This window comes from Antarcticibacterium sp. 1MA-6-2, assembly GCF_021535135.1.
Taxonomy (GTDB): domain Bacteria; phylum Bacteroidota; class Bacteroidia; order Flavobacteriales; family Flavobacteriaceae; genus Gillisia.
This window is the reverse complement of the sequence record NZ_CP091036.1, coordinates 3,932,889-3,948,648: the sequence shown is the minus strand read 5'-3', so window position 1 is coordinate 3,948,648 and position 15,760 is coordinate 3,932,889. Positions and strand designations below refer to the sequence as shown.

Annotated in this window: 15 protein-coding genes, 1 tRNA gene and 4 pseudogenes; 10 read left to right on the top strand and 10 right to left on the bottom strand. The window is 37.9% G+C overall.

Annotated features, from left to right (window positions below; genetic code table 11):
• Positions 1 to 124 precede the first annotated feature (124 nt).
• Both LZ575_RS19940 and LZ575_RS19935 read right to left on the bottom strand, forming a co-directional pair.
• A complete protein-coding gene (locus LZ575_RS19940) occupies positions 125 to 412 on the bottom strand; it encodes a hypothetical protein (protein WP_235326796.1) in 288 nt (95 codons plus the stop codon).
• Between the two features lie 114 nt (positions 413 to 526).
• The gene (locus LZ575_RS19935) at positions 527 to 937 is read right to left on the bottom strand and encodes a lipocalin family protein (protein WP_235326794.1); all 411 of its coding nucleotides are present in this window, start codon (positions 935 to 937) and stop codon (positions 527 to 529) included.
• A gap of 239 nt (positions 938 to 1,176) precedes the next feature.
• Between LZ575_RS19935 and LZ575_RS19930 the strand changes: the two genes are divergently transcribed.
• The 9 genes from LZ575_RS19930 (at position 1,177) to LZ575_RS24440 (ending at position 7,764) form a co-directional block, all read left to right on the top strand.
• The gene (locus tag LZ575_RS19930) at positions 1,177 to 1,710 is read left to right on the top strand and encodes a tyrosine-type recombinase/integrase (protein WP_235326792.1); all 534 of its coding nucleotides are present in this window, start codon (positions 1,177 to 1,179) and stop codon (positions 1,708 to 1,710) included.
• Positions 1,711 to 1,714: 4 nt separating this feature from the next.
• A complete protein-coding gene (locus LZ575_RS19925; RefSeq protein WP_235326790.1) occupies positions 1,715 to 2,134 on the top strand; it encodes a very short patch repair endonuclease in 420 nt (139 codons plus the stop codon).
• Positions 2,135 to 2,519: 385 nt separating this feature from the next.
• A complete protein-coding gene (locus LZ575_RS19920) occupies positions 2,520 to 3,692 on the top strand; it encodes a DNA cytosine methyltransferase (protein WP_235326789.1) in 1,173 nt (390 codons plus the stop codon).
• On the top strand, positions 3,670 to 4,749 hold the full coding sequence (locus LZ575_RS19915; RefSeq protein WP_235326787.1) for a hypothetical protein: 1,080 nt from the start codon (positions 3,670 to 3,672) through the stop codon (positions 4,747 to 4,749). Before LZ575_RS19920 ends, LZ575_RS19915 begins: the two co-directional genes overlap by 23 nt.
• Before the next feature lie 581 nt (positions 4,750 to 5,330).
• A complete protein-coding gene (locus LZ575_RS19910) occupies positions 5,331 to 5,669 on the top strand; it encodes a hypothetical protein (protein WP_235326785.1) in 339 nt (112 codons plus the stop codon).
• Between the two features lie 260 nt (positions 5,670 to 5,929).
• Complete coding sequence (locus LZ575_RS19905) at positions 5,930 to 6,088, top strand: hypothetical protein (RefSeq protein ID WP_235326783.1); 159 nt, start codon at positions 5,930 to 5,932, stop codon at positions 6,086 to 6,088.
• A 17-nt stretch (positions 6,089 to 6,105) separates the two neighbouring features.
• Positions 6,106 to 6,285 (top strand): hypothetical protein, encoded by a 180-nt coding sequence (locus tag LZ575_RS19900; RefSeq protein ID WP_235326781.1) that lies wholly within the window; start codon positions 6,106 to 6,108, stop codon positions 6,283 to 6,285.
• The gene (locus LZ575_RS19895) at positions 6,228 to 6,767 is read left to right on the top strand and encodes a recombinase family protein (protein ID WP_311196130.1); all 540 of its coding nucleotides are present in this window, start codon (positions 6,228 to 6,230) and stop codon (positions 6,765 to 6,767) included. The genes LZ575_RS19900 and LZ575_RS19895 overlap by 58 nt, the downstream gene beginning before the upstream one ends.
• On the top strand, positions 6,721 to 7,764 hold the full coding sequence (locus LZ575_RS24440; RefSeq protein ID WP_409187227.1) for a recombinase family protein: 1,044 nt from the start codon (positions 6,721 to 6,723) through the stop codon (positions 7,762 to 7,764). The genes LZ575_RS19895 and LZ575_RS24440 overlap by 47 nt, the downstream gene beginning before the upstream one ends.
• Here LZ575_RS24440 and LZ575_RS19890 read toward each other — a convergent pair.
• The 4 genes from LZ575_RS19890 to LZ575_RS19875 all read right to left on the bottom strand — a co-directional run bounded on the left by LZ575_RS19890 (position 7,724) and on the right by LZ575_RS19875 (position 10,511).
• A tRNA-Met gene (locus tag LZ575_RS19890) sits at positions 7,724 to 7,796 on the bottom strand. The two genes, LZ575_RS24440 and LZ575_RS19890, sit on opposite strands and share 41 nt — an antisense overlap.
• A 108-nt stretch (positions 7,797 to 7,904) precedes the next feature.
• Positions 7,905 to 8,258 (bottom strand): STAS/SEC14 domain-containing protein, encoded by a 354-nt coding sequence (locus LZ575_RS19885; RefSeq protein ID WP_235326779.1) that lies wholly within the window; start codon positions 8,256 to 8,258, stop codon positions 7,905 to 7,907.
• Positions 8,259 to 8,322: 64 nt separating this feature from the next.
• The gene (locus LZ575_RS19880; protein ID WP_235326777.1) at positions 8,323 to 8,505 is read right to left on the bottom strand and encodes a CPXCG motif-containing cysteine-rich protein; all 183 of its coding nucleotides are present in this window, start codon (positions 8,503 to 8,505) and stop codon (positions 8,323 to 8,325) included.
• A 92-nt stretch (positions 8,506 to 8,597) separates the two neighbouring features.
• A complete protein-coding gene (locus LZ575_RS19875; protein WP_235330780.1) occupies positions 8,598 to 10,511 on the bottom strand; it encodes an ABC-F family ATP-binding cassette domain-containing protein in 1,914 nt (637 codons plus the stop codon).
• A gap of 58 nt (positions 10,512 to 10,569) precedes the next feature.
• Here LZ575_RS19875 and LZ575_RS19870 point away from each other — a divergent pair.
• Positions 10,570 to 10,957 (top strand): annotated as a pseudogene (locus LZ575_RS19870) (DUF983 domain-containing protein).
• Here the strand turns inward: LZ575_RS19870 and LZ575_RS19865 are convergent.
• From LZ575_RS19865 to gldL, 4 genes and pseudogenes are all read right to left on the bottom strand, one after another.
• On the bottom strand, positions 10,952 to 11,989 hold the full coding sequence (locus tag LZ575_RS19865; protein WP_235326774.1) for an FAD-binding oxidoreductase: 1,038 nt from the start codon (positions 11,987 to 11,989) through the stop codon (positions 10,952 to 10,954). The pseudogene LZ575_RS19870 and the gene LZ575_RS19865 overlap by 6 nt on opposite strands.
• 585 nt (positions 11,990 to 12,574) lie before the next feature.
• Positions 12,575 to 13,473: pseudogene (gldN, locus tag LZ575_RS19860) on the bottom strand (gliding motility protein GldN).
• A 12-nt stretch (positions 13,474 to 13,485) separates the two neighbouring features.
• A pseudogene (gene gldM, locus LZ575_RS19855) lies at positions 13,486 to 15,023 on the bottom strand (gliding motility protein GldM).
• A 48-nt stretch (positions 15,024 to 15,071) separates the two neighbouring features.
• A pseudogene (gene gldL / locus LZ575_RS19850) lies at positions 15,072 to 15,727 on the bottom strand (gliding motility protein GldL).
• Positions 15,728 to 15,760 lie beyond the last annotated feature (33 nt).

The window sequence follows — 15,760 nt, the reverse complement described above, 5'->3', positions numbered from 1 at the left end:
AGCACTTCATTAATTTCTAAGTTAAAAATCAATACTGCAATAAAATAGAAAAGGAAACTTAAGGGTCCAAAATGAAGAGATTATAGCATAGGTATTATCTGCCGTGGTAAACAAAATACGAAAGTCATTGAACAATATCCAGAATTAAATGTAGTCTTTGTATGTTTCCCTTTTCCAAAGGTTGGTGTACTTCTATATACTGCGGATTGTTTATAGATATATACATTCGAATTGAATGGGATTCATCCATACTAATTAGGTGAAATACCTCGTCTTCATCTTCTTCCCAACGCTTGTATATCTTCCAGGCTTGGTTATCCACATTGGTAGCGTCTACAAAACTCTTGACGAGGATAATATCCTGTCTAATAATTACATCCCGTTGGATTTCTTCTCTTATCTGTTGAGGCAAATAAACTGTGTGAGTGCTCCTATATGTCTGCGCTCCGCAGGTCAGGCTTATAAAAAGAAGGAAGATTGGGAACACATTTTTCATTAGTATGTGGCAATTAACTTTAATTTTCAGCTACTTTGTGTATGTGAAGTCTTCAAACCCATCACTATATGTCTGTCGGAATTTAAGTTTAGTTTGAGTAAGTTCTATGACTGATAAACTATCGGAATGGTCGTCACCAGCATCTGCGTCAGGCCAATTAATGATAATAGTACCATTTTCTATTTTCCAAATACCCGTATCATCAATGCCATCAATAACACAATCGGTGCCTTCCATGTTGTAGTATACGGTTTCTATAAATCTTTTAGATGATGTAAACTGAAGCGAATTTTGTTTTTCGCAGTCATCAACTTCTTGTACTACTCCATCTTCAATCTCTCCTTCTAAAAACCAGGTTCCAATTAGTAAACTCTCCTGAGTGGATTCCGAACCTGAATCATCTTCTGAACAGGAAATGAAATTGATACTAATAATTAGCACACAAATGACTTGTAATATTTTCATGGTGAATTTGGTTAATGTTGTAGGACTACAAGGTATTATTTTCCCAGACAACTTTAAAGCTCTGATTAATTGTATACGAGCTTGTTGTTTCCGCAATGTTCACTAATGCGTTAAATGAACATTGTCATATTTTATATGGGATTAGTAGCTCTTCTTCTGGTGTAATGTTCAGAAATGTTGTATATTAGCTATAGATGAACTTAAAATTTTGTGTCATGACTGGTAGCACGTACATTAATTTTGACAAAGCACAAGGCAAAGGAATGAAGCTTATTAGAACTGGTGAGAATCCTGTTTTCGGTCTTTTAATTATTACGGGAGTAAATTTGGGTTTAAGGATAAGTGATTTGTTGAGCTTAACATTTAATCAATTAAGAAGTGGCACCATCTCCATTACTGAGGGTAAGACAGGTAAGAAAAGAAATTTGAAGGTTAATGAGAACATCCGTGCAGCATTAGAGTATTTTAAGGAGGAGAATGGAGAGTTCTACGCCTTTAGGTCAAGAAAAGGGACGGTATATTCTATTCAGCAGGTCAATCGAGTAATTAAGAAATATTTCAAGGGTACTGACATCACTTCCCATAGCCTTAGAAAAAGTTTCGGCAGACGAGTATGGGATAACCATCAACAATCGGAAAAAGCCTTAGTGTATCTCTCAGAGCTGTTTAATCATACCTCTGTTTCTGTTACAAGAAAGTACTTGGGTATTCGACAGACTGAGTTAGATGATATTTACATGAGTTTATAAGGGTATGGCAGATGTTCACGATAAGAAGACCCGTTCGCACAATATGAGGCAAATCAAAGGGAAGGATACTAAACCTGAACTTTTGGTGCGGAAATACCTGCACAGCAAAGGACTACGGTACCGTCTTCATAAGAAAAATCTTCCAGGGAAACCCGATATTATATTCCCTCGAAGAAAAATAGCCATTTTTGTTAACGGGTGTTTTTGGCATGGTCATGAGAGCTGTAAATATTTTCAATTACCAAAAACCCGTACTGAATGGTGGAAAGAAAAAATTAGCAATACAGTTGCAAGGGATATACGAAAGATTGCTGAACTCCAAGAGAAGGGCTGGCACTGCATAGTTGTTTGGGAATGTGACTTAAAAACCCACAAAAAAGAAAATACCCTCAACAATCTTTTCGAAGAAATAACCTTATCTTGAAGCCACCACACGGAGAGTTTGTTATGACTTTAACTGATATTGTTAAAACGTTACAAGACGGAAAAGAGGTGTTTTACGGAAGCCTTAATTATAAAGTGATTTATAATTATCGAACAGGGTATTTTATCAAATGTATATCCACTGGTCACCTAATTGGATTAACTATGGAGGATAATCACACCCTAAACGGTAATGAGAAGGATTTCTTTGTAAAGGAAGACAGCTAACGGAAATGGCCGAGGCAGTTATTTAAACAGGTATCCATATCAATGCCGGGATCTTTCCCGGCATTGATCAAAAGGCTCTAAATCTGTGGCCATAATTTAAACTAAGGAATATTTTTAATTCATAAGGGAAATAGTAGTTTTGGGAAATGGAGAATAATGTGAATAATCAAGTAAGGGTGGGGCTTTTTTCATTCTTTTCAGGTGCAGGGTTTTTAGACTTGGGTTTTGAAAAAACAAGTGGTTATGAAGTGCTTTTCGTTAACGAATATCATAAACCTTTCCTGGAAATTTACAAATCATCTCGACAGTCATTAAAGCATTCAAGACCACAGATGGGATATAATGATGATGATATATGTTCATTTCTTAAAGGGAAGAAGGCGAACTTTCTCAATGAGAATACACAAGATGCGAAGAGGGTTTATGATTTTGTAGGATATATAGGTGGCCCTCCCTGCCCTGACTTTTCTGTTGGAGGAAAAAACAAAGGGAGTACGGGTGAGAACGGAAAACTCTCAAGAGTCTACTTCGATTTAATCATTAATAATCAACCCGATTTTTTTCTCTTCGAAAACGTGAAGGGTTTGTATCGCACCAAGAAGCACAGAGAGTTTTTTGAAGAAATGAAGCTCAACCTAATTACGGGAGGATATAAACTTACAGAAAAGGTCATAAACGCAATTGAATTTGGTGCTCCCCAAGACAGAGAACGGATTATTTTAATTGGATTTAGAGAGGAAAAATTGCAGGAAGTGGGAGCTGAACTGGGCGAAACGCCTTTCTTAAATGATTTTGATTGGAATTCTAGGATAAAATATTCTGCTGAAGAAATAATCAAGAAGCCGTGGCCCACTCAAGATGCCTTTAAGGAAAATGAATCATTAATGGCACCTCCTGGAATTATAAAAAAGCTAACCGTTGAACACTGGTTCCGAAAAAATGATGTTGATAATCATCCTAATGCTCAACACTATTTTCAACCAAGAGCAGGTTTACCAAAGTTTCAGATAATTGATGAAGGTGACGACCTTAAAAAATCTTATAAGCGACTTCATCGATGGAGGTATTCTCCAACAGCTGCTTACGGCAATAACGAAGTTCACCTTCACCCGTATAAAGCAAGACGACTTTCGGCTGCGGAAGCCCTTGCACTTCAGTCTTTACCTAAAGAATTTGTAATTCCCCCTGATATGACTTTATCGAATATGTTCAAGACAATTGGAAATGGAGTACCATTTTTAGCAGCAAAGGGTTTGGCGGGAACCATTTTTGACTACATCAAGAAGATAAACCAACCACAGCCCATATATGAGAAAACTATCAGCGAGTAATTTAGTTGCCGCTATTAATCAACTGGACAAGAACCGAGCATATAACTATGTTAACCCCCGTACAAAGGGCTTAATAAGGATAGTTGGAATAGAACTTCCTGAAGGGCCAATTCGCATAAAAAGATGGGACCCTTCAAAGAATCAAATCGAGAGTCAACAAAATGTTGAAAACATTTCCTCTGAGATGATTTGGAGGATTGCAAACGCATTTGTTCAAAATCATCCAATCAACTTCGACAGAATACTAGGAGGTAGTTATAATACAAGAAGTGTTTTGGAATCCCTCTTAGCACATACCCCTGAATTTTATTTTTGTTATCCAGGCAGAATCGAAAACAAGGGAGGACAATCCTCTATTAAACACGGGCATAAACATCTAATGTGGCGACCAGAAATGCCGCATCGCATCGGAATATTAGAAGAAGCTAAAACAGATATTACAATTAGTGAAATTCCAGTTCAAGAAGCGTATTATGACTCGTTGGTGCTGCTCGATAATGAGTTCGAGGCGGAAGAGATTGACATTGAGGTTCAAAGGAGACATGCTCAAATTCAGATTGCCCTTTATTTCATAGGTAAGCAGTTAAATTTTCGAACGTGGATTGCGCAGAATGACAAAGGCATTCTGTACCAGAATAAGAGAATAGGAGAGTATGATGGTGTTATTTCCTCCTTAGGAGATGAGAAGTTAATGTCTGGATGGAGTGATGCTGTTCAGGCAGCACTACTTATCGATTGTATTTGGTTCAAGAACGGGAAATTAATGCCAGCTGTAATGGAAATTGAGCATTCAACAGGAGTCACAAGTGGCCTTAGCAGAATGAAAAATTTTAAGGATAAGTTCCCTCCTTATCCCACCCGTTATGTTATTGTAGCTCCCGATGAAATTCGGGATAAAGTAATCAAGGAAGCAAATAAGCCACAATTTAGAGACCTTGATACTAGGTATTTCACTTATTCAGCAGTTGAAGAGCTTTACGCTCTCTGTCAAAGAAGGAAAATACAGGGAATTACAGAAGAGTTTTTGGATTGTTATATGGAGCCAATCCTTAATTGATTCTTTGCAGCACCGTAGCTGTAGTAATAATGGTATCAAATTAAAAGGCCCGATCTCCGGGCCTTTTATATTTCAAAATAGTCTTCTGGACTATCGTTAGGTAAATTACTTCAATTTCTTAACCATTCCATACTTTAAATAAAGTGCTTCCCGACTAAACCCAATCCTCACCTTGATTAGTTTTGGACTTAGGTGATTCAATAGCTTTTTGGAGCAGATTTGCCGTCCAATGTCTCTTTTTTACAATTCTTCGTTATTATCCCTTAATCCTTAACGAAATTTTAACTATTTAAATATTGTGTAATATATTGATTTATAAGGTATTAAAAGAATCAGAAGTGGGTATAATCATGTTACCATCAATTATTTCAAGATTTTTTTAATTTTTTACCCATCTCCAGTCCCTTATTTTTCAAGTGTTTGAATATACAAAAAAAATCCATGTAATAATATTATTCCCTGATTATCAGGTTGTTAGGTTGCGTATATTTCAAAGGGTTACTATCTTGCCCGTCAGAAGTTAATGGGGCCCTAATACTTCAAATCAATATTTTTTTAACAAACATTTTAAATCAAAAAGTATGCAAAAAAGGTTTTCCACGGCAACAAACATGTTGTTGAATGAATACATCAGGGATTTCAAAGAAACACCACTATACATCGATGGTGAGGAAAGAGTAAGGACCTATAAGGAATTAAAGGACCAAGACCAATTACTCCAACTCATCTATAGAGATGGTGAGGTAAATTACACTAATAGATGGGTGGTGAAACTCCTGGAGGATTTCGTTACAGGACACGAGGGGGACTACGGTCATAATCACCATGTCAATCACCTTTCGGTGATATTAGATTTAGCCAAGAGAGGGGAGCTTTATCTCCTTTTTGAGGAACATTACGGTCCTAACGGCTATCTGTAATCCTATCGGCCCTATTCTAAGCAATTGCAAAAGTAGGGTTAAAAGGATGAACTTTCTGGATGAGCTCGATGAGTTTCGGGCTCACTCCATTAAGATAGTTCACTCTGCCATCAAATTAAATAATTAGTTAGATTAGTACATTTCAACTGTCTTGCTACCTTCAATGGAAGAGACATAAAAGGAATAACCCCATCAGCGGGGATGATTTCTCTCCCGCATCTAAAAAAAGATGGAGAAGATTATAGCGGGGAAGATTTAAAATGTCTTACACAGAAAATGCGGATAATCCCAACCAACGGTTATCCTTAAACGAACTAAGAAAAATTCCATCCTATAGTGACGTTAGTGATGAAGAAGGTGAGGCCATCCTTAATGACCTCCTAGCCTTTTCCAGAATGATTCTGGAAGTGATAAATTAGATTAAAAATTGGAGAAAATGAATTTAAAAAAATTTAATAAGTTCAAAAAAACTGGGAAAGCTCAGGTAGTAACCAGGAACAAAGACCTATGGATGTACACCAGGGTAAGTAGTAAAGAGCAGACAAAAAAAAGTATAGCATTGAAGGGCAAATCAATAGTATCAAAAAATATGCTCAGGATAACGGCTACACTATAACAAAAGAACATGGAGGCACCTATGAAAGCGCAAAGGGTGATTTAACTCGGAAAGAATTTAAACAGCTGCTTGAAAGTGTGAAGAAGGCTAAGCGAAAACCTTATGCTATTGCCATAAAATTTATTTCCCGATTCTCACGCTCTGGAGGTGGGGCAATAGGTCTGGTTGAGGAGCTTGTAAACAACGTGGGAATTCACCTCATTGAAACCAGTACGGGTTTATCAACCGAGAATGAGAAAGAAAGACTTGAAATATATGACAAGTTACTTGACTCCAGAAGAGAAAATATGGTAAGGTTGGAGAGAACATTACCTGCCATGAAAGACTTTGTTGAAGAAGGATTTTGGTTAGGTAAAGCCCCCAGAGGTTATACTATGTACGGGGAACGTGTTACTAACTTTGCAAATAGAATTGAGGGGCAAAGGATAGAAATTAATGATGATGGGAAGATTTTTGCAAAAAGCCTGGAACTGGAAAGCTGAAGGAATGCCCGATGTGGATATCCGTTATAAACTTTTGGAAAAATTCAATTTTAAAATCACTAAACAAAACCTATCTAACATGTGGAGAAAGCCTTTCTACGTTGGAGTTAGTACGCATAGCATGTTAGATAAACCTATTAAGGGAAGATGGCCAGCTCTTGTAACAGAAACCACATGGGATAAAGTTCAGGAAATCCTGGATTCCGCCAAACGTAAATCAGGTTATGAAATAATGCCTGTTAACCCAAGCAGACCATTAACAGGATTTCTTTATTGTTTCCAATGCGGGTCTAAGATTACAAGTTATGTTGCTAAGGCGAAACAGGTTCATTACTATAAATGTCAACATGGAAAAGGTGGCAACATGAATGCTGTCACCACACCCAGGAGCTTAAAGCCTGGAGTGAATGATTCCTTTGCACACTTCCTAACCCAATTTGAAGTGAATGGCTGCAATAGAGAACTTGTAAAAGCTCAAATCACCCGTTTGACTCAAGACCATCTTCATGAGAAAGAAACAAGCTCCAAGGCCCTAAAAAAAGAACGTGAAAAACTTCAGGGAAACTTGGAGAGATTAAATGAAAAATTTTTGATGAGTGACCATGCCGATGAAAATACTTATCAAAAATTAAAGACAAAGATGGAGGGGGAAATTGAAGAGATAGAAAGGAAGTTAGCCGATACACCTAAAAATTTATCGAACCATGAAAAAATACTGGACCAAGCTTTAGATTTCTGTGAAAACATCAGTAAATACTGGTCTTCAGGCGACATCCATAAAAAGATTGCAATTCAGAAAAGCTTATTTCATGATGGTTTGGTTATTAACACTGAAACAAGGGATTATCGAACCAAGGAAGTAAACAGGTTTATTTCAGCAATCGCTGATATAGAAAGGGATAAGAAAGAATCTAAAAACAAGAAAGCCACCCAAAAGGGTGGCTTGTCTTCCTCAGTAGCGGGAACTGGACTCGAACCAGTGACCTTCGGGTTATGAGCCCGACGAGCTACCTACTGCTCTATCCCGCGATATATTGTAAAATTATGTTTTCAGAACTTATGATATCGTCATTACTGCGCTATCGGATGGCAAATATACAACCGATTTCTACTTTTGCAAAAGAAAATTTAAAAAATTTAATGAGCTATCCAATTCATTGCCTGCAGTCTTTCTTCCTGCGTAAAAGTTAGCACTTCAGCATCCAGCAGAAGGCCCTTAAGCTTAGACGAATAAGTGAATTTTGTGCTTTCGGTTACAACGGCAATTTTATTAAATTGCCCTGCATGCTTTACTTTAAAATAAAGATCCTTTATAATTATGTGCAAAGGAATATCTGCACCTTTTTCAACTTCAATAAATAAATTCAGCTTTTTGTGGTCTGCGAAGCGAGCTTTAATTTTATTATGGATCTCCTTTAGTTTAGCTTCATCGATATCGGCATTTACCATCATACCCACTACATTCCCTGAAAATTCAAACGTTGAGACCATATTCCTGCTTCTCACTCAATTTACTCTAAAATTTTGATTCAGAAATAATTGGATTCTTAATTTTTTACTGTTCTATACTTTCTGCACTAAATGATATCAACTCCTGATCCTCAAATTGAGCTGAAATTTCTATAGGGTTACAACAGATCTCGCAATCTTCAATATATTTTTGCCCTCTCACTGAAGAGTCCAGCAACATAGAAATGTCTTCCCAACAATAGGGGCATTGAAAAAAGTGTTCCAGCATACACGCTTAGATTTTAAAGCAGGTACGGCACAGATTATTATTCCACGCCATACCGGGAGTTATTTGCGCCTGCTCAATAGTAGAATGAGTTATTAACTGAATGACTCCAGCTCTTCCTGCAGTACTTCCCAGGATTTCATGAGCGCCTGAAGTTCCTTCTTCTTCTTTTGATAATCATCCAAAAAGTGTGGTTTTGAAACAGCTTTATCATAATTAGTCGCCATTTCGTGATCCTTCTCCTTCAGCTCCTTCTCCAGCTTGCTGATCCTGGCTTCGGTGTTGCTCAATTTATTATTTAAAGATTTGAACTTCTTCTGGTCGTTATAGGCCTGTTTACTGTCAGTGTTTCGGTTATCCTCTTTCTGTACCTTATCCCTCTTCTCAATAGCTCTCATGTTTTCTACATTGCGCTGCTCCAGATAGAAATCAATGTCTCCCAAATATTCCTTGATGTGCTTATTCTTAAACTCGTATACGGTCGTAGTAAGGTTCTGCAAAAAATCCCTGTCGTGAGAAACAATTATAAGTGTTCCTTCAAAACTTTTGAGTGCTTCTTTAAGTACATTTTTGGATTTTATATCAAGGTGGTTTGTGGGCTCATCCATTATTAGCACATTAAACGGCTGTAATAGAAGCTTACAAAGGGCAAGCCTGTTGCGCTCACCTCCCGATAATACTTTTACTTTTTTATCTACCTCATCGCCCCGGAAAAGGAATGAACCCAGCATATCCCTTACTCTGGCCCGCGTACTTTCAGTGGCAGCGTCTATCATAGTATCCAGGACCGTCTTCTCTCCATCCAAATAGTCCGCCTGGTTCTGTGCGAAATAGCCTAATTGAACATTATGTCCTAATTTAAGTTTTCCGGTATGAGAAATCTCTCCAATAATGATCTTTGCTAATGTAGATTTACCCTGTCCATTTTGTCCCACATAAGCTGTCTTGCTTCCACGTTCTATAAGCAAATCTATATTCTCAAGCACCTGGTGATTCCCATATGCTTTTCCTATGTTGTGTGCTTCTATAACAACTTTTCCCGGTTGTATAGAAACAGGAAATTTCACATTCATCACCGCATTATCATCTTCATCTACTTCAATACGATCAATCTTATCAAGCTTTTTAATAAGAGATTGAGCCATTGAAGCCTTGGAAGCCTTTGCTCGAAACTTTTCAATTAGTTTTTCTGTTTGCTCGATCTGTTTCTCCTGATTTTTTTGCGAAGCCAGTTGCTGCTCCCTTAGCTCCTCTCTTAAAACCAGATATTTCGAATAAGGTTTCTTGAAATCATATATTTTCCCAAGAGAGATTTCTATGGTCCTGTTAGTCACGTTGTCAAGAAACATTTTATCGTGAGAAACTATAATAACACAGCCGGGATAATTGTTGAGAAATTGTTCCAGCCATATTATAGATTCTATATCCAGGTGGTTAGTAGGCTCATCCAGCAACAGGATATCGTTGTTCTGCAATAAAAGCTTTGCCAGCTCAATACGCATCCTCCATCCTCCCGAGAAAGTATCGGTGATCTTACCAAAATCCTTTCTTTCAAATCCTAACCCAATTAGGACTTTTTCTGTATCTCCCTGATAATTGTAACCTCCAATGATCTCGTACTGGTGGGTGTACTCACTAAGATCCTGAATTAACTGGGAGTAGTTATCGCTTTCATAATCTGTACGGGTCGCCAGTTGTTCATTTATGTGATCGATTTTGGCTTCAATAGCTTTTATTTCTACAAAAGCCTGTTGGGCCTCTTCCACTACTGTCCTTCCCTGTACAAAATCTATATCCTGCTTAAGGAAACCTATTTTGAGCTCCTTATCTTTTGCAATTTGCCCGGTATCGGGTTCCTGTTCTCCTGCCAGGATCTTAAGCATGGTTGATTTTCCGGCACCATTTTTACCAATAAGGCCCACACGGTCACCCGCGCCTAATCTAAAGGTAATTTCATCGAACAAAGTCTCCCCGCCGAATGATATAGATAAATTATGAATGTTAAGCATTGTATTGTTCAAATATTTTTGCAAAGATGCCTATTTTTGCAATGCTAAAAAAATAGAAATGAGTTTCTTAAAAGGTACAAAGATATATAGCATCGTAACGGGCACCTGTCCCGTTTGCCAGGAGGAAAGCATGTACAAAGAGGATAATCCTTATAAGATCAACAGAATTTTTGACATGTATGAGCGCTGTTCTAATTGCGGGACAAAATATAAAATAGAACCCTCCTTCTTTTTTGGTGCCATGTATGTGAGTTATGCTGTGGGAATTGCTTTTTCTGTTGCAGCTTTTATAATTACCTATTTATTTTTTGGCGCAGGTCTACTTACTACCTTTTTTGCCATTACACGGCACCCTCATAGTATTTATGCCCGTAATTATACGAGTTTCAAGAAATATCTGGATCAACCTCTTTCTTAATTACAGGAAGCCCACACAGCGATCATAGAAATCTTTGGAAATTAGTCTCAGGATTTAAAGGAATATTATCCTCCAGGTGATCAATCAACTCCTTTGCCATAGTGGGAGCAATTAATATTCCCCTGCTACCAAAGCCGTTACAACAGAAAAGTTGATTATACTTCGGATGCTTTCCCAGTAAAGGTTTTCGATCTTTTGTTGCAGGTCGTATTCCCGCTACCTGGTCTACCACTTCAAAATTACAGGTGAGGAGGTCTCCTGCTTGTTTTACAAGCTTTTCCCTGGCTTCCTTAGTAGGAGCAGGAGTTTTATCTTCATTGTCATAGGTGGCTCCTATCTTATAGAGATCATCTCCCTGCGGAAGAATAAAAACTGAAGATTTAACCGCTACTCCCAATTTTAGCTCAGGAGCTTTTATGATGATGTATTCACCTTTATTTCCATAAAGTGGTAAAAAGTTGAAGTATGGATTATTCCTCAACCCAAAACCTTCACAGAAGATCACTTTGCGGGCATTTATCTCTCCATACCGCACTCCGTTATCGGTTAATTCAAGTTTTTCGTAATTAAAATCTTCTTCAAAAAGAATTTGCATCTCGGCCAGATGTTGCCTGTATGCTTTTACGAGGAGATCTGTGTCTACCCTTCCGGTTTCTTTTACATGACCAAAAGAGAAATTAGAAGGAATGTTTTCATTGATCTGCGGAACCAGCTCCGGATCTAAAAAAGGAGAAAGAGAAGGTTTGTCCATTGCCTCAAACCAATTGTTCTGTTCCTCAACTGAGCTAAATTTCCGGTAAATTGAAAGCTCCAGTAATAATGTAATTCTTAGCTTTTCCTGAAGGGAGCGATAAAAAGATCTGGCGCGGGTCAATTGTTCTGAAGCATTCCAGGCCAGCGTAAATCTTTTCAGTATTACAGGATTGTAAACACCATAAGCAACTGTGGAAGATGTTTGGGAGTTATTGTCGAAAACAACAACACTCTTCCCTCTTTTTATTAATTCTTCAGTAACTGCAATCCCGCTTAATCCGGCACCAACAACTATATAGTCTATCATACAACCAAAAATAAAAAAACGCTCCGGATAATTACCGCAGCGTTCCAATATTTATTAGAATTGAATAATATCACAGAAACTATCCTCCTGCCGTAAATTTCCGAATAGTTCATATTAATAGTGAGCCGGAAAGGCATTTCAAAATTTTAGTCACACTTTCAACAGGAGACTCAAATAGAATTTAACCTTCAGTAACTACAAATCTTGAAGTTTTGTTTAATATAATTCCGAAGAGATATTTCATATTGATTAAAAAACCAACTACCAAAATTGTCCTTCATTCATTCCTACTTTTCTAACCAAAATGAACTTAAGGAGAGACCAGATGAATATGAAGTATGCTTGTATAAATACTGATGAAATTCTAAAAATAACACGTTTTTAACGAGGGTATTTCCTTCAGAAAAGAAATAGATTACTACGGGGCAAGCTCACGGAGCATTTCACAGGAATACGTTTTCAGATTATAAACACTTACTAACGAACATTTCTCGGGGTATTTCCTTCAGAAAAGAAATTAAAAAAGGCTCCGAAGAGCCTTTTTTATATTTAAATATTATTTCCCGTTTCTAAAAAAGAAGGACGTTAGTAATTCCACATATCCTGTTCGAAATTCCTGATCTGTTCCTTAATCCTCTCAGATTCCAGAAGTCTCATAAATGCGCTTTCAGTAACGTATTCCTCTACACCACGATCTCCCTGTACATTTTCCTCTTTATAGATCACCGCATTAAAACGGCGGGAATTAAGGAGGTGATCAAAAGTGATGGCCTGGGTACTGTTGCCTCCGGTATAAGCCTGGTGTTCAAAAAGAACTTCCCGCGCATCTGGAAACCACACCCAGAATAATTCTCTACAGGTGGCATATCCTCATCATCAAGAAAGTTAACATCTGGCGCCATAGGTGCAATCCCTAATAACCTGTACTTCAATTCAGCTTGTTTCTTATCAAAATACCACATTCCGCGAATACGATATTCCACGATATCTGCTGAAGAAAGGTCTCTTCTGTCAATAAACTGTGCATCAATTTCCTCCCCGGCATTATACTGCTCAATACCAAGATCTGTAGTATCTACTTTTGAGAGAGCAGCACTAATGTCATTAAGAGTTCGTTTTTCAGTAAAATAAGAATCAGCATAGATATTCTTTATCTTCCCGCTTCTTATTGCACCGATAAGCACATCATAAAGGGACCTTCGACCTGTAGCAATATTGACGGTATCTATAGGGTAGTAAAGTGGAAAGTTCACCCTCTCATCAAGATCAATTACTTCCCAAACATTTTTGGACCATAAAATGTCTCTATCTTCTACATAACCGTATTTCAAAGGCTTGCTCTGCTTATTCACCTCGATTTGCACACCAGAAACCTCACCGATTTGATCTGGGGTGCGGGCATTTAAAATATTAGTTTGCCCAAAAGATGGTATTGTGAGCAATACTCCGAAAAATCCGATCAAAAATTGATTCCACTTCCTCATAGTATTGGTATTTTAATTCGTTAACTCCACAAATACAGGGGATACTTTCTTAAGCATGTAACTGCTGTTTCCTGTAAGTGAGGCTTCTATATCAAAAATTTGAACTGTCTCTCCCCTGCCTGCTCTTCTTAAAGCAGCTTTTGCAGCGGCATCCAGTGTATTACCTCTAACCTGAACTGTAGGCTGTCCTGAAACCTGGAATTTAAATCCGGTAACACGAAGGCCAAGTTCAAAATCAAAGTCTGGCAAAGATGCTCCAACAGTTGAAATTTCAAGAGCATTACGTTGCATTTTAACTGCACCATCTTCTCCACGAACTGTACCAACAGTCTTGGAATATCTTTAATCCTGAAAGTCTTACTGTCAGAAACAGTTTCACCACCAGGTAGTTTTCCACTAACATTGATAGTTACTTCCCTTGCCTGTACTGTAGTAACATCCATTACATAGTTTCCTGCACCACCCGCAGATGAAAGACCAGGAGCATTAGCTGTAACAGCACCCACACCAGGAATAGAAATAGTCATAGGGTTTTTTACCCCACGATAAACCACGTTCATTTTATCTGCAGAAATTACAGCTGAATTCGGTTTAGGAATTACTGCATACGAACTGCTAACAGGAATTTTCACAATAGAATCACCTTCTTTAAACTGAAGTTCTCCTGAAATTTGTTGCTCTCCTACATTTCCCGCAGGAAAATCTAAAACAACCTGTCCTGCCTGTGTACTTGTAACTTTGTTGCCGTTGATAGTAACATTGTCAAACTGAAGCGTATTATCAACTCTTCCCAAAACAACTCTACCTTTAAAGTTTTCACCTGTAAAGAAAGCAGTCTTATCTGGGATTACGATCGCCTGATAGTTGGTAAGAGAAACTTCACTTTGTAACTGTCCTGAAAGCATAGCTGAAAGGATTTTACTTTCAGTTTCCTTTACATCAGCCTGCATTTGGGTCAATTTTGTAATGGAAGCAATAAGAGGATATCCCTGATAGTGATACTCCAGCCATGGCACTTCATTACCATCACGATTTACAACAGGTTCTGTAGCAAATTCGTTTTGAACTTCCTGAGCGATACCTTCATAATTCTCTCCTATAACCCCTGCAACACCTTCCCGGTATGCACGAATTTGTTCTAAAAATTCCTCTCCCTGTGGAGATGGTTTACCACTTACAAAAAACTTCTCGTCCAGTTGATCTGCACGGTCCATAGTTTCATAATCGGTAGGATCTTCTTTATCAGCAATCAATTCAGATTTTAAATTCTCCAAATAGCTATTGAAGTTATTCGAAATTTCATCTATCTGTTTTGCTTTCTCCACTAAAGGAGCATATTTAGCAGGTTGTTCACTTACTTTTTCCTCCAAACCTAACATAGCAGCCTGATTTCTCAGGGTTGTAGTTTGATTTGATTCGGTTAATTTTTCATTTAGTAGTCCAAAAGCGGTAAGAACCTCTTTCGACATATTGAGAGCAAGCATAGCGATGAAAACCAGGTACATAAGGTTAATCATCTTCTGCCTAGGGGATTGTTTTCCAGACGCCATTAAAAATTAATTTAGTTTTTTAGAATTATAGTCGTTACAACTAATTAATTAAGATCTACCATTCACGTTCATAGCAGTAAGCATACCGCCATATACTCCGTTAAGAGATGAAAGGTTGGCTGCAAGGGATCCCATTTGCTTGTTCAATTTACTTAGGCGTTTTCAGCAACTTCATTATTGATCTCGGCCTGTCTTGAAGTTGATTCCACCTGTACTTTATATAAGTTATTAAGCGTCTCCATTTGTGCAGCTGCAAGAGTAAGCTCTTCGCTGTATTTTCTCTGTGATGCCATAGCGTCTACAGTTGGTGCGATACCTTTGGCAGCTCCTTCGAAATTACGAATGCTTTGCCCAAGGCTGTCCATAAGTTGCGCATCAATCTTAGCTTCCTTTAAAAAGGTTGTCAAGTTTTTTAGATAAAGCAACATCAGTTTCTTTTTTGTCTTCCACAAAGGCAGCTTCTCTCTGTCCTGCAGGTCCTCCTGCTAATTCGGGATATACTAGTGACCAATCGAGTTCGTCATCAACCTAGGTTCAAAAGCAGAAACCGCAAATACGATTGCTTCAGTTATAAGACCAATGATAAGCATTTCGTTACCAAAGTTCCAGTGCATGATTTTAAATAGGGCTCCAAGGATTACTACAGATGCACCTAAACCGTACACCATGTTCATTATTTTAACTCTGTTTTGTGACTTTGCCATGATTTTTAAAAAATTAGTTTCTTGTTTTTTTTG

Coding starts and splice junctions, on each gene's coding strand:
- LZ575_RS19865 (WP_235326774.1), bottom strand. CDS start 11,989: ATGATAGACTATATAGTTGTTGGTGCCGGATTAAGCGGGATTGCAGTT.
- LZ575_RS19875 (WP_235330780.1), bottom strand. CDS start 10,511: ATGCTTAACATTCATAATTTATCTATATCATTCGGCGGGGAGACTTTG.
- LZ575_RS24440 (WP_409187227.1), top strand. CDS start 6,721: ATGATGATGGGAAGATTTTTGCAAAAAGCCTGGAACTGGAAAGCTGAA.
- LZ575_RS19900 (WP_235326781.1), top strand. CDS start 6,106: ATGAATTTAAAAAAATTTAATAAGTTCAAAAAAACTGGGAAAGCTCAG.
- LZ575_RS19905 (WP_235326783.1), top strand. CDS start 5,930: ATGTCTTACACAGAAAATGCGGATAATCCCAACCAACGGTTATCCTTA.
- LZ575_RS19885 (WP_235326779.1), bottom strand. CDS start 8,258: ATGGTCTCAACGTTTGAATTTTCAGGGAATGTAGTGGGTATGATGGTA.
- LZ575_RS19880 (WP_235326777.1), bottom strand. CDS start 8,505: ATGCTGGAACACTTTTTTCAATGCCCCTATTGTTGGGAAGACATTTCT.
- LZ575_RS19910 (WP_235326785.1), top strand. CDS start 5,331: ATGCAAAAAAGGTTTTCCACGGCAACAAACATGTTGTTGAATGAATAC.
- LZ575_RS19930 (WP_235326792.1), top strand. CDS start 1,177: ATGACTGGTAGCACGTACATTAATTTTGACAAAGCACAAGGCAAAGGA.
- LZ575_RS19925 (WP_235326790.1), top strand. CDS start 1,715: ATGGCAGATGTTCACGATAAGAAGACCCGTTCGCACAATATGAGGCAA.
- LZ575_RS19915 (WP_235326787.1), top strand. CDS start 3,670: ATGAGAAAACTATCAGCGAGTAATTTAGTTGCCGCTATTAATCAACTG.